Source organism: Dolichospermum lemmermannii CS-548, assembly GCF_028330815.1.
GTDB lineage: Bacteria > Cyanobacteriota > Cyanobacteriia > Cyanobacteriales > Nostocaceae > Dolichospermum > Dolichospermum lemmermannii.
On sequence record NZ_JAQMTJ010000183.1, the window covers coordinates 1 to 13,570 of the forward strand.

At 39.4% G+C, this 13,570-nt stretch carries 12 protein-coding genes and 2 pseudogenes; 8 read left to right on the plus strand and 6 right to left on the minus strand.

From position 1 onward, the window contains the following. The first annotated feature begins 54 nt into the window (after positions 1–54). From dndE to PN450_RS12190, 6 genes are all read left to right on the plus strand, one after another. Positions 55–450: a DNA sulfur modification protein DndE gene (gene dndE, locus PN450_RS12165; RefSeq protein WP_213719189.1), complete on the plus strand. Its 396-nt coding sequence runs from the start codon at positions 55–57 to the stop codon at positions 448–450. Between the two features lie 15 nt (positions 451–465). Continuing rightward, complete coding sequence (locus tag PN450_RS12170) at positions 466–1,995, plus strand: AmpG family muropeptide MFS transporter (RefSeq protein WP_271836503.1); 1,530 nt, start codon at positions 466–468, stop codon at positions 1,993–1,995. Further along, on the plus strand, positions 1,980–2,384 hold the full coding sequence (locus PN450_RS12175; RefSeq protein WP_015079901.1) for a hypothetical protein: 405 nt from the start codon (positions 1,980–1,982) through the stop codon (positions 2,382–2,384). Before PN450_RS12170 ends, PN450_RS12175 begins: the two co-directional genes overlap by 16 nt. Positions 2,385–2,457: 73 nt before the next feature. After that, positions 2,458–2,595: a hypothetical protein gene (locus PN450_RS12180; protein ID WP_168696052.1), complete on the plus strand. Its 138-nt coding sequence runs from the start codon at positions 2,458–2,460 to the stop codon at positions 2,593–2,595. Between the two features lie 18 nt (positions 2,596–2,613). Continuing rightward, positions 2,614–3,138 (plus strand): GNAT family N-acetyltransferase, encoded by a 525-nt coding sequence (locus PN450_RS12185; RefSeq protein ID WP_015079903.1) that lies wholly within the window; start codon positions 2,614–2,616, stop codon positions 3,136–3,138. A gap of 42 nt (positions 3,139–3,180) precedes the next feature. Beyond that, positions 3,181–3,939: a HEAT repeat domain-containing protein gene (locus PN450_RS12190; protein ID WP_015079904.1), complete on the plus strand. Its 759-nt coding sequence runs from the start codon at positions 3,181–3,183 to the stop codon at positions 3,937–3,939. Positions 3,940–3,998: 59 nt separating this feature from the next. On the opposite strand, the gene PN450_RS12195 is transcribed toward PN450_RS12190, so the two are convergent. The 5 genes and pseudogenes from PN450_RS12195 to PN450_RS12210 all read right to left on the minus strand — a co-directional run bounded on the left by PN450_RS12195 (position 3,999) and on the right by PN450_RS12210 (position 10,032). After that, the gene (locus PN450_RS12195; RefSeq protein ID WP_271836504.1) at positions 3,999–4,454 is read right to left on the minus strand and encodes a diguanylate cyclase; all 456 of its coding nucleotides are present in this window, start codon (positions 4,452–4,454) and stop codon (positions 3,999–4,001) included. 90 nt (positions 4,455–4,544) lie between these two features. Continuing rightward, positions 4,545–4,649, minus strand: a pseudogene (locus tag PN450_RS24080) (diguanylate cyclase domain-containing protein); the annotation flags it as partial. A 39-nt stretch (positions 4,650–4,688) separates the two neighbouring features. Further along, positions 4,689–7,217: pseudogene (locus PN450_RS12200) on the minus strand (PAS domain-containing protein); the annotation flags it as partial. A gap of 75 nt (positions 7,218–7,292) precedes the next feature. Next, positions 7,293–8,519, minus strand: a complete 1,227-nt coding sequence (locus PN450_RS12205; RefSeq protein WP_271836506.1) for an EAL domain-containing response regulator — start codon at positions 8,517–8,519, stop codon at positions 7,293–7,295. 187 nt (positions 8,520–8,706) lie between these two features. Then, on the minus strand, positions 8,707–10,032 hold the full coding sequence (locus PN450_RS12210) for a TIGR03279 family radical SAM protein (RefSeq protein WP_168696049.1): 1,326 nt from the start codon (positions 10,030–10,032) through the stop codon (positions 8,707–8,709). A gap of 85 nt (positions 10,033–10,117) precedes the next feature. Between PN450_RS12210 and PN450_RS12215 the strand changes: the two genes are divergently transcribed. Then, the gene (locus PN450_RS12215; RefSeq protein ID WP_271836507.1) at positions 10,118–10,243 is read left to right on the plus strand and encodes a hypothetical protein; all 126 of its coding nucleotides are present in this window, start codon (positions 10,118–10,120) and stop codon (positions 10,241–10,243) included. Between the two features lie 93 nt (positions 10,244–10,336). On the opposite strand, the gene PN450_RS12220 is transcribed toward PN450_RS12215, so the two are convergent. Continuing rightward, complete coding sequence (locus PN450_RS12220) at positions 10,337–11,263, minus strand: undecaprenyl-diphosphate phosphatase (RefSeq protein ID WP_148760522.1); 927 nt, start codon at positions 11,261–11,263, stop codon at positions 10,337–10,339. A 255-nt stretch (positions 11,264–11,518) separates the two neighbouring features. On the opposite strand from PN450_RS12220, the gene PN450_RS12225 reads away from it, so the two are divergent. Next, positions 11,519–13,498: an ABC1 kinase family protein gene (locus PN450_RS12225; RefSeq protein ID WP_271836508.1), complete on the plus strand. Its 1,980-nt coding sequence runs from the start codon at positions 11,519–11,521 to the stop codon at positions 13,496–13,498. Positions 13,499–13,570: the final 72 nt, after the last annotated feature.

The following is a 13,570-nucleotide window of genomic DNA, read 5'->3' on the forward strand; positions in this document are numbered from 1 at the left end:
CCAATCACCAATCACCAATCACCAATCACCAATCACCAATTACCAATTACCAAAATGGAATCACCAATAGAAAGAATCAAACTCTCCCAAACAGCCAAAGAACAACTCCTCAAACTCAAACGCAGCACCAAAATCGAACAATGGAACATATTATGTCGGTGGGCGTTTTGTCGTTCCCTAGCAGAAACCGCTGCACCTTCCCCCGTACCTATCCCCCAAGATAGCAACGTCGAAATGACATGGCGGGTTTTTGGGGGAGAAATGTCCGATATTTTACTTTTAGCCCTCAAACAACGCTGCTACAACGACGGCTTAGATACAGATAGAGAAACCCTGATTACGCAATTTCGCTTACATTTACATCGAGGTATTGGTTACTTAGCCGGAGATCAGAATATTAAGAAAATTGAAGATCTAATTGAACAGGCCACAAACAAAGTAAAATCCTGATTTTGCACTTATTGTATGAAAGAAATTCAAGCACTCCGACAGGCCTTCCAAAGCCAGAAAATGGGTGCTTTATTATTACTAGGTTTTGCATCAGGTTTACCACTATTCCTGACCAGTAGAACCCTACAACTATGGATGCAAGATGCCAAAGTTGATATTGCCAAAATCACCTTATTTGGTTTATTAAGTTTACCTTATTCCTTAAAATTTGTCTGGTCGCCGCTATTAGATAGATTTACACCACCATTATTAGGTGGCAGAAGAGGTTGGTTAATTATGACCCAGATTGGGTTAGTATTAGCGATCGCTGCCCTTGCCCTTCAACAACCAGCCCAAAGTGAACAAGTATTACAAATCCTCGCCATCAATTGCCTGATTATTACCTTCCTCAGCGCCACCCAGGATATCGCTGGTGATGCCTACCGTACCGACATTTTAAACCCCCTAGAGGCGCAACCAGGGGCATCTGTGTGGGTATTAGGCTACCGGATCGCCCTATTTATTACCAGTTCCCTCGCCTTAGTGTTAGCAGATTATCTACCTTGGAATGTAGTATATTTGCTCATGGCAGTGATTATGGCGGGAAGTATATTTACTACTTTGTGGTCGCCCGCAGAACACAAACTACAAAATAAAACACAACTAGCCCCCATTTCTGGCAAAGACGTGATTTTTATAGTCATGATCACGTTACTAGTAGCAGGGTTAATAGCTGGCGTTTTTGTCGGCTTCATTCCCCAACCTGTATTTTATTGGTTATTAGCAGGATTATTAGTGGCTTGGATAACGACATCCGTATTATTACCAAACTCCCTCCTAAATGAAGTTAGCGAAGATAGTCCACCTGAAAACTTACAAACAGCTATTTTCCTACCTTTCAAAGAATTTTTTCACCGCTTTGGTATCAAACAAGCGAGTTTAACACTAGGTTTTATATTACTTTATAAACTAGGTGATTCCCTCGTCGGCATCACAGCCAACTTATTTCTGAGAGAAATAGACTTTACCAAAACCGAAATCGGCGCAATTCAAGCAGGAATGGGATTTCTTGCCACCACCGTCGGCGTATTAGCTGGGGGTGTGATCATGACCAAAATTAACTTAAATCGCAGTTTGTGGGTATTTGGGGGGCTGCAATTATTGAGTAACTTAGGTTATTATGCCCTAGCGATAGCTCCGCGCGCCGAAGGCATCGCTGATAAAAAAGATTATTCCCTGTTAGTCATAGCCGTAAACATTGAAAACTTCTCGGCTGGATTAGTCACAGTCGCTACAGTCGCCTTTTTAATGCGTCTCTGTAACCACCGATTCACAACCACCCAGTTTGCGTTATTCTCCAGCCTCATGGCCATTAGTCGAGACGTACTTTCCGCACCCGCAGGAAGTTGGGCAAAAGCCACAGGTTGGCCGACATTTTTCTTACTTTCTCTTGTGGCGGCGCTACCTGGTTTGCTACTATTACCTATTGTTGCCCCTTGGAATCCCAAAGTATTGGCAGCAACTAGACCAGGACTAGAAGAAGAAGATATATGGGAACACAAGTAGTTATTCTTGTCGGTACATTCGTTCTGATAGTCACAGGTCTATTACTGGGCTATGTCCTCTCACAATTAGTTTTACAGAATCTGGCTTTTAATTTCCTCACACTCTTGGGAACTATTAGCTTGATTCTAATTTTTGGGACACTTTATTACGTATTATTTTGGCAACTGCGCCGTGAACCGCTGCAAGTCATCAGTCCCACCATCCCCAACCAACCAGATGAAGAAGTGACCGGCAACTACCTCAAAAATCGCCTCATCGCTAGATTATCTGGGGACGTAGCGGCAGCGGAAAGACTAATTGAACAAGCCAAACAAAACGTTCCGGGAATGCCCGAAAATTGGTACTGTGAAAAAGTCTTAAATGAATTAGACCAGGATCAGCAATCATAGCAATGCTTTGCTAAACCCAAATAATTGCTAGAATCAATTCAATAACTTCTGCTATTTATTTACAATCAACAACATGGCTATTCTTCGTCAATACATCGCCCCAATCCTGGCAATCTTGATATTTACCTTTGCCTTAGTAGCAGTCAGCGCCCGCATCTTTTTACCCTCCGATATGGCAGCCCCTGCCCCCATTGGGATAATAATTAAGTAATTGGGGAATAGGTCTATTGTGAATTTACTTCCAGGCTATTCTTTTCGCCAAGGTTCTACTCTCGATAAAGCCCTCTTGGTTAAGTTTATGCAAAGGAGTTACCAAGAACAATTCCCTGATCAAGATTTTTCCCACTTGGCACATACAGTTGAGCAATACTTCTGTCGTGATACCCCTGTATGGTGGGTTTATGAAGAGGCAGGGGAGGTAGGGGAGGTAGGGGAGGAAATTATTCACCAATTACCAATTACCAATTACCAATCACCCGTAGCTTGTTTATGGGTGGGAAATGCGATAGATCAGGTTAGTGGCGATCGCCATCCGCACATCTTTCTCCTCTACGTCATCCCAGAATATAGACACAGAGGCATTGGTAAAGGATTGATGGCTTATATAGAAGATTGGGCTACACAAAAAGGTGATCGCCAAATCGGACTACAAGTATTTCAATCAAATACACCCGCATTAAATCTTTATCATCAACTTGGTTATCAAGAACAATCCCTCTGGATGGTAAAATCACTTGAGTTAGGGAACTCTTAACAGGGAACAGGGAACGGGGAATAGGGTTAAAGTGAAATAATTATGTACGACGAATACGAACTCAGCCTACTCGATACCGAAGCGGAGCTAGGAAGCCCCTTAGATAAAATAGAACCACTTGCTGATGAATCAGAAGTGGAAAAACCTGATCCCGAATTAATGCTGGTACTTTTAGAAAATCCCCAGCCTCAACAACGGATGTTAGCAGCGCGTGCTTTTTGTGATATTCAAGATGAACGGGCAACACCTTATCTCATCCATCTTTTAACAGATAATTGTCCCCTAGTGCGAGTCAGTGCAGCTTACGGTATTGGTCGCAACCCCGCCAAGGAAGCCGTAGAACCGTTGATTATGCAACTTAACCGCGATTTTAATGGTTATGTTCGTAAAGGTGTAGTTTGGGCTTTGGGTAATTGCCGCGATCGCCGTTCCTTAGCACCCCTCACTAATGCCCTGAGAACCGATATTCCCGCCGTCCGTCTCTGGGCAGCCAGCGCCCTAGCACAGATGACAGAAGTAGGTTATGAAGCCATCGTCGGCGCAATTCCTGCCCTAATTGAAGCCTTAGTTACAGACCCCATCGCCGCTGTGCGAAGTAACTCAGCTTGGACAATTGGCCAGCTTTGTAAAGAATTACCATCTAACGTCGTCTATGCCACAGCTATAGACGCATTAATCCAAGCTTTTGCCGAAGATAAAGATTTAGGAGTGAGAGCAGATACCAAAGCCTCACTTCTAGGCGTAGGAGATCCTCGCGGTTTACAATTAATCGAAACCCTCGAACAAGAAGGATGGTTTTAGACAATTAAAAATTAACAATTAAAAATTAAAAAAAACTTCTAAATTCTCTCCCCTGACCGTCAGAAAATGACAGACTGATTGCGTCCCTGTTGTTTAGCTCGATAGAGTGCTTGATCAGCTTGTTCAATCAGGTTTGATGGTGATAATTCGGAAGTAGGTATCAAACTGCTAATGCCGATACTAATAGTAACTATATTACTTACTTTCGAGGCTTGATGAGGAATTGCTAAATCTTGAATTGCAGTATGAATTCGTTGAGCGATCACCATCGTCCCATCAATGTCAGTATTGGGTAAAATAACCACAAATTCTTCCCCACCATAGCGAGCCAATAAATCCGCCGGACGGAATATAACCTGTTGTACAGACTGAGCAATTTTAATCAAGCATTCATCCCCTAGTAGATGACCGTAGGCATCATTATAGCGTTTAAAATAATCAACATCAAATAACAATAAAGATAAAAATTCCTGTTCTCGGTATAAGTAAGTCGGCACGATAAAATCAATATACATTTTTTTCGTAAAAACCCTTAAATAACCTATCTATAAGGTATTTGTCGAATTTACATTTCGTTACATATGTTGATTGTTTAACGCCAACTTACTTAGTCGCTGCCATTCTTGCTCTAAACGATGATCAAAACAGCGACGATTGGCAATTTGCGTTAACCCATCAATATTGACTAGTTTTTCCAGTTCCTGATTTGCTAATCTGAGGTTATATTCTGCTTCTCGCAAAGCTAATTCTACTTTCTTGCGTTTGCTGATATCTTGGGACGTTCCTAAAGTTTGCTTTAGCCTACCATCCGCAGTTCTAGAAAACACCATATCTCGACTATAAAGCCAACACCATTGCCCTTGAGCATTCTTAACGCGATACTCTACTTCCACGAACTCACGATCTTGCAGACTATGAAGCTGTTGCATGGACTGATAGACCAGATATAGATCATCGGGATGACAAATAATAGGAAACAAGTTAGCTCCCATGGACTGAATCGCTGTGGCAGAATAGCCCAATGTTTCGGCAACAGAACGATTTATGTAAACATTACGCTGTTCGATATGGTCGTAAATATACAGTAGGTTTGGCGTTAGTTCTGTAATCTGTTCAATAAAATGCTGACTTGCTCGCAGTTGATCTTCTATTTGTCTGCGCTCAGTAATGTCTTGGGTTGTGCCAAACAGCCGAATCACTTGTCCTTGGGCATTGAGTTCGGCCTTGCCTCTAGCTTCTGTATACTGAAAAGAGCCATCTGCCTTGACAACTCTCAGTTCCAGTTGATAGGATTCTCCTGTAGAGAGCGATCGCTCAACTGCCTGGTGTAACTGTTCGGCATCTTGGGGATAGTGAAGCCGGAGATTTTCCTCGTAAGTAGGTTCACCCAGTGTCTGGTCACGTCCTAAAATCTGGAATAGCTGATTAGACCAAGTAATTTTACCTGTGATCACATCATAGTCCCAGTTACCAATGTGAGCAAGCTGCTGGGCTTCTAACAACATAGCTTCACTTTTGTGCAAGGCGATTTCTGTCTGTTTGCGTAAATGAAGTTCATCGTAGAGATCGCTAACATCTCTGATGACACCAATCAGACAATCCTGTTCACCCAAGTATTGCACCTTAGCTGAGATGAGAACGGTTTTAGTTTGCTGGGAGTGAGTACAAATTACCAGTTTAAAATTGAGGATACTGCCTTCATTAATTAGTCTCTCTTTGAAGTGGTGTAAATTCTCTATATTCTTCCACAATCCTAATTGCCCACTGGTTTTGCCAAGGATATTTTCTGGTGTATCTCCCCAAAATTGGCAAAAACTTTCATTCACATTCAAAAATTTTCCTTCTGCTAAGGTGGCAATCCAAACAGGGTCAGGAGTAGTATGAAAAATAGTCGAAAATTTAGTTTCTGATTCCTGAAAAGCTTTTTTGACTTGAGTGGACATCTGGTTAAAGGATGTTGCTAAAACCTTGAGTTCTGCAATTGTTATATCTTCAGATAAAGACTCTTGCCATACTCCTTTGGACATAGCTTGACTAGCTCGACTCAAGCGTAAAATTGGTTTAGCTATGCAGTTTGCAGTGCAACTACCCGTTCCCACAGCAATTAGCAGTGATAAACTACAGAGAATCAGGGTTCTGTGGGCATTACCATGAATTTCTGTCATAAATTCCGATTTCGGAATCACCGTCACCACGAGCCAATCTAAGCCGTAATCGTCGCGGTATGGTGTCACTCTCACAAAGGGTTTTTGTGACAAAGACGGGTGAAAAAGTTGGGTTTTGGAGATAGCTTGCAAATTGCCAAACCGCTGGATTAAATCCTGAGTTATGTCACGAATCACAGGTTCACGGCTATGCAGGGCTTGTAATCTTGTCGCTTTGCCATTGACAATAGGGGCAGAAGATTCACCTTGGGAACTAGCAACAATCAACCCTGATCGCTCGATAATAAAAATATGACCTGATTTTCCATAATCCAGTTTTTTCAGAAATTCACTAATTTGCGAAAGTTCGAGATCAATACCAAGTACACCTAGCAACTTTTTTTGTGGATCGTAGACAGGAGTGCTGGCGGAAATGCAGATGCGACCAGGTACATTTGCCCATGTATAAATAGAACTCCAAATCGGTTTACCAGCTTTGGCAGCATCTAAGTACCAGGCAGCATTATTATATTGCGGGTTTTTGAGAGTAGCTACTAACTTGAGGCGATTTCCTTGGTTATCTACTGAGTAGCTGAGGCTTTTGCTTTGGTCTGATATGGGAATTTCTGCAATGTTCAATTTATTACCCAGCCCATAACCAGCACCGATAAATCCTCCCTCTTTAGTGCCAAAGTTAACATAGGCAAAATTGAAAGATCGCACCTGACGATAAAAATATTTTCCCAGGGCGTTAAAATCATTTAAATCTAAGACTCCTGACTCGAAAGCATCTACATTAGTGCGGTTGATTTCCTGGGCTTTGCCTAAATAACTATCTAAATGTTGTTCAATGCGATTATCTACCTCGGTAATTAATTGATCTGCTAAACTTTCCACAGCCTCCTGTCCACTACGATAGGAAAAATAACCCACCAGTGTTACTACTACCACGGTTTGCAAAACAAATGGCACTATCAACAAGGTTTTTAGCGGGACTTTGATGAATATTTTAGCGAACCAATTAAGAGAGGGAGAATTCATAAGACCTCGCGGTAAGTGGGAAACGAGCGTGTCTTTAGCCCTGAGAGTGTCAATCTTAACCAATTTCCTCTTTCGAGACGCTGTCGTCTGCATGGGAAGAAGTTATACTCAGATTGGATGGCATCTTAATTTCGGTTTCATTCATTTTAAATTCTTGATAAATCTATTCTAACCATTAGGATAAATAAATAAAGATTTATTCGTCAATAAGAGCTTCTGGAATTCTAATGCAGGTAATGGTGGACTACAGATAAAGCCTTGAATAGCATCACAGTTATTTTCTCGTAAAAATGCTAGTTCTGCTTCAGTTTCTACCCCTTCAGCAATAATTTTTAGCTGCAAATCATGTCCTAGTTGAATCAAGTTTTTTGTAATTGCTGCTTTGCGGTAATCATCATTAATATTTTGGATAAAATCACGATCAATTTTGAGTGTATCCATTGGTAATTGCTTGAGAGTAAGCAATGAATTATTACTAACACCAAAATCATCCAGGGCAATCTTTACCCCTAAAGAGCGTAGTTTATTCATAGCTACTCTTGCCATATCCACATCTTCCATAATCATTCTTTCTGTTAGTTCAAGCTCTAAACAATTTGATTGAATATTATGGCTAGATATCAAATTGATAATTTGGGGAATTAAATCTGGTTGATTAAATTCAATTGATGAGATATTAACCGCTATGGTTAAGTTATAAATGCCAATATTTTGCCAAGTTTGCATTTGCTGACAAACTCTATTTAACACCCATTTACCAATATCAATAATTAATCCATTAGTCTCTGCTAAAGGAATAAATTCCTGTGGTGATACTCTTCCTAGTTCCGTATTTGTCCACCGTAATAGACTTTCTGCGGCGGTAATTTTGCCAGTATTAATATCAGTAATTGGTTGATAATGAACCTCAAATTCTGCAAAATTTTTCTCTCTTATTGCTATTTTTAAATTATTTAAAACCAACTGCATTCTTGGTGTTAATTTATTAATATTAGCCAATAAATTCTTCTTTAGATTTCCATACTTTTCCAACTTATTTAGGATAGCACTCAATAATTCAGCCCTGGTAAATGACTTAGTCAGGTAATCATCTGCTCCCATATTCATCCCTTGACGGAAATCAGATTTAGCCGAGTTAGCAGTTAAAAAAATGAAAGGAATAGTTGATATTGATGGCTCTTGCCGCAATGCTGTTAATACGCCATAACCGTCTAATTCTGGCATCATCATATCACAGAGAATTAAATCTGGATATTCTGACATAGCCATATTTAAGCCTATTCTCCCACTAGCAGCAGCAACAACTTCAAAATTCTCAGCTTCTAGCAAATCTATTAGATTTTCCCGCACTGATTTTTCATCTTCAATAACTAAAATTTTTGTTTTTGTACTCATTAGTCAGTTGTTAGTTGTTAGTTGTTGAATAGGAAAGACTCTTGTAAGTAGGTTGGCGTTGAAAATTGTCGTTATAGCACTAGGCTTGAGGCAATAGGCAAGAGACAAGAATAAAGAAGTTTTCAGCGATTTTACGTTTCTTTACACAGTTTGGTTTTATTGTGTTCACCTACGTAAATCATCAATCCTATTGAAGACAAGTATTGATTAATTCCTCAACTCCCGCCACAGGGAAAATACTGACATTTAATTGTTGGGATACTTCTGCAACCGTCATGTCATCTAAAAATACCAGTTCCCCATGTTTAAGCATGACACTAGGTAATAAAATTCCTTCTCCTAAATCTTGTCCTTGAAGATTTAACAGTAAATCATGTCCCGTTAATAACCCAGTAACACTGATACTCTGTCCCCAATAATCGCTACATAAAGCCCGCATATTCACTTCTAACCCTTCTACAGTATTTAACTGTTGTACCAGGGGTTGAAATGCTATTTCCACTGCATTACCGACAACCCAAGTTAATCTGCGTTGGTTGGTAATTTTCGGTGGTAATAATTCAGTTGCAGTTTGGGTAAATTGTTTAATAAATAAGCGAATTGAACCCACACCATTATCAATTTGGGGATACTCTTCATATTCAGCTTCGCTAGGTAATTCTTCCCCGGCAATTAAAAACCATTCATCAGCTAACCACACTACACTAGAATTATATTTTTTGCGAAATTTCTGAGAGAGTAATTTAACTTGAGAAATTACCTCTTGTGCTTTTTCCTTAGTTACAGGTATGAGTTCATCTTCCTGGGGACGAAATCGCGTTAAACCCACGGGAACAACTGCTATTGATGCTACTGTTGGTAATTCTCCAGGATGAAAAGATGTTAGATCTTGTAATGTCCTTTCTAAATGTTCACCATCATTTATCCCTGGACACACAACAACTTGAGCATGAATTTGTAATCTTCGTTCTTGAAACCAGCGAATTTGTGATAATATTTCTCCACCCCGATTATTTTTTAAAAGTCTAATTCTTATATCTGGTTCTGTAGAATGCACGGAAACATACAGAGGTGATAATCGCATTTGTTCAATTCTTTGCCATTCTTTCGCGGTTAAATTCGTTAAAGTTAGATAAGAACCATATAAAAAACTTAATCGGTAATCATCATCTTTTAAATATAAACTAGTCCGTTTTCCCGGTGGTTGTTGATCAATAAAGCAAAAGGGACAACGGTTATTACACTGAATTAAACCATCAAATAAAGCTGTTGAAAATTCCAGTCCTAAATCATCATCATAATCTTTTTCAATTTCGACATGATGGGTTTTCCCTGTCGCATCTAAAACTTCTAGTTCCAGAATTTCATCAGCGCACAAAAATTGATAATCAATTAAATCACGAGGTTTTGTGCCATTAATGGCCACAATCGCATCACCGGCTGTAAAGCCAATTTCCTCCGCAATTGAGTCAGCAAGCACCTTGGTAATTTTAGCAGGTTGAATGGTAGTCATGAGTTAGTTGTCAGTTGTCGGTTGTTAGTAGGGGCGAAGCATTTGGAAGATAAATTATCGGTCATTGCCAAAAATAGTTCTCCAAATGCTTCGCCCGTACAGTTTTCAGTTGTTAGTAGGGGCGAAGCATTTGGAAGATAAATTATCGGTCATTGCCAAAAATAGTTCTCCAAATGCTTCGCCCGTACAGTTGTTAGTTGTTAGGGGATAAAAATTTTAGATAGAAGTTAATTTAACATGATCCAAAATCTAAAATTTAATATCCAATCCCCAATCCCCACCTAGTGTAAATATTCTATCAGAGTTATCCTGGCCAACCAGCGGCGATCGCTAATAAAATGGAAATACCAAATGCCAACCGATACCAAACAAAAACCAATGTGTTTTTAGTTTGCAAGTATTTGATTAAAAAAGCAATTGATAAATAGGAAAAAATAAAAGTGGAAATGATGCCAACAATTAACAGAATCACAATATTATCTGGTAATTCACCTGATTGAAACATTTTGAAGATCTTCAGACTTTTATATAAAGTCGCAATTGTCAAAGTGGGAAATCCTAACAAAAATGAAAATTTCGCGGCTGCTTCTCTTTCTAATCCTAAAAATAAGCCAGTAGTTAAAGTGGAACCTGAACGAGAAACGCCCGGAACTAAAGCTAGAGTTTGTCCCAATCCTACTAAAATACCATCTCGAATTTCCAAAGTAGCAAAACCCCGTTTACGACTCCCAATTTTTTCAGCTAACCCTAGCAAAATCGCCATAATAATTGACATGATCGCAATAATTAAGGAACTTTCTGGGATCACATCTTTTAACAAAAACCCAATAGTTAAAGCGGGAATTGTCCCCACCGCAATCCCGACAACAATTTTCCATTCTTCGCTTTCCCAGTCTTTAGTTTTAAAAGCTGTAATTGCACCTTTCACTAAACTAGAAATAACAGCCCAAAAATACCATAAAATTGCAATTACACTCCCAAATTGAATAGCATCAACAAAATCTTTAGAACCCAGTTCTTTCCAACCAAATACCTTCGTCACAATGATTAAATGTGCTGTACTACTAATTGGTAAAAACTCTGTAATCCCTTGCACAATCCCTAAAATAAATGCCTGGATTACTCCTTGAACTAAATCAACTTGACTAGTGGCTGCTTGGGTAGGCACTCCTACCTGTAACAATTGCAGCAAGAGTAAATTTGTACTATTTACTTCTAAGATTGTTGTCATTAACAAGACTCCCAAGATCAATAGGTAATTCTAGCAAATTATCCAACTTTACTTGGTTGTTGTCAGTCTTTTTAGAAAAAATATGGCTCTTCGTCCTTAAATATATTTAGCTATGTTGTTTTCTGCCTAAATACACTATGCTGCGTTTATTGACAAAAAATATCAAAGCATTAATTTATAATTTTTGAAGATATCCCGAAAAGACAAGATATTGTTACAATATTTAACAACGTTGATCTAACTGGTGGCTTCTTCATGATGGTTAAGACACTTCCCTCTAGTTCTCGAACAAGTCAGGAGGACAGTCGCGGAGGCGAATTGTCCGTAATTGAGGTAGTAGCAGAACAAAATCCACAGACTGTAGCAATCAAATCGGCTGAAGCTTCTCCACAGCCCAGACATCGGGTGCGGGTGGGATCTGAACCGGAGTCGATGCTGTATGATCCTGTGGAAATACAAGCACAGTATAGTGGGCGATTCCTGCAAGTTATCGGGCGGATTTTGACGGTTTTAAAACCAATTCTGTCCTTTGTCTTGGGGTTATGGTGGGATAAGCAATGGGGAATTTTGGTTAAAAATGAACGTCGTCGCGCTGTTCAACTCAGAGATCTATTAACAAAGTTGGGTCCAGCTTACATTAAAATTGGTCAGGCTTTATCCACTAGACCAGATTTAGTCCCACCAATTTACCTGGAAGAATTAACTAGACTCCAAGATCAATTACCAGCTTTTCCTAATGAAATAGCTTACCAGTTTATTGAGGAAGAATTGGGAGCAACACCATTAGAGATTTATGCAGAATTGTCTTCACAACCGATTGCGGCGGCTTCTTTAGGACAGGTATATCAGGGAAGATTGAAAACTGGCGAAGAAGTAGCGATTAAGGTACAACGTCCAGATTTACGAGAAAGAATTACTATAGATTTGTATATTTTGCGGAATTTGGCTGGTTGGATACAGCACAATTTCCAGCGAGTCCGCAGTGATTTAGTGGGGATTTTAGATGAATTAGGCGATCGCATTTTTGAAGAAATGGACTATATTCATGAAGGCGAAAATGCGGAACGCTTTTTTGAATTATATGGTCACATGAAGGATATTTATGTCCCCAAAATTTACTGGGAATACACCAACCGTCGCGTTTTAACGATGGAATGGATTAACGGCATTAAATTAACTCAACCCGAAAAAATTGCCGCTTTAGGAATCAATGCGCGGTATTTAATTGAAGTTGGTGTTCAGTGTTCTTTACGTCAATTATTAGAACATGGATTTTTCCACGCTGACCCTCACCCAGGTAACTTGTTAGCGACCATGGATGGTAAATTAGCTTATCTCGATTTTGGCATGATGAGCGAAGTTAAACCAGCCCAACGTTATGGTTTAATTGAGGCAATTGTCCACGTTGTCAATCGAGAATTTGATAGTTTAGCAAAAGACTATGTAAAGTTAGAATTCCTCAGTCCAGAAACAGACCTTACCCCCATCGTTCCCGCTTTTGCAAAGGTATTTGCTAATGCCGAAGGTGCAAGTGTCGCGGATTTGAATATTAAAAGCATCACCGATGATTTATCAGCTTTAATGTATGAATATCCTTTCCGCGTCCCTCCCTATTACGCTTTAATTATTCGTTCTCTTGTGACTTTGGAAGGGATTGCAATTTATATAGATCCCGATTTTAAAGTTCTCAGTGAGGCTTATCCTTATGTTGCTAAACGGCTTTTAACAGATCCGGCAAATGAGTTAAGAACATCATTACAAGAATTACTGTTTAAAGATGGTAAATTTCGCTGGAATCGGTTGGAGAATTTGTTAAAAAATGCCCGCAGTAACCAAGAATATGATCTTAATTTGGTTGTTAATCAAGGAGTAGAATTTCTCTCTTCTGACCGAGGTTCATTTATTCGTGACAGATTAGTTGATGAATTTTTCAACGGTGTAGATGCTGTTAGTAAAAATGCCTTGCATAACTTGACTTATGTCCTGCGAGAAAGGGTAGGAATCACCGCAATCAATCAAATTCCTTCAGCAAGTGTTGAACAACAACAAACTTTAGAATATATTAAACGCATTGCTGGGATTTTGCGAGGAACTAAAGGCTTTGATGCCACAAAATTTGCTCCTCAATTAGCCCAAATCATTGTTAATCCAGGAGTTCAACTTTTAGGTCAACAAATTGCCACTCGCGTTACTCAAAAAGCAGTCACTCGGATAATTCGAGAATTATTAGCATAATGTCTAAACTGTGATTTTTCTGATTTAGATGATTGGGATGATTGAAATAATTAATTAATCACAAAAATCAAA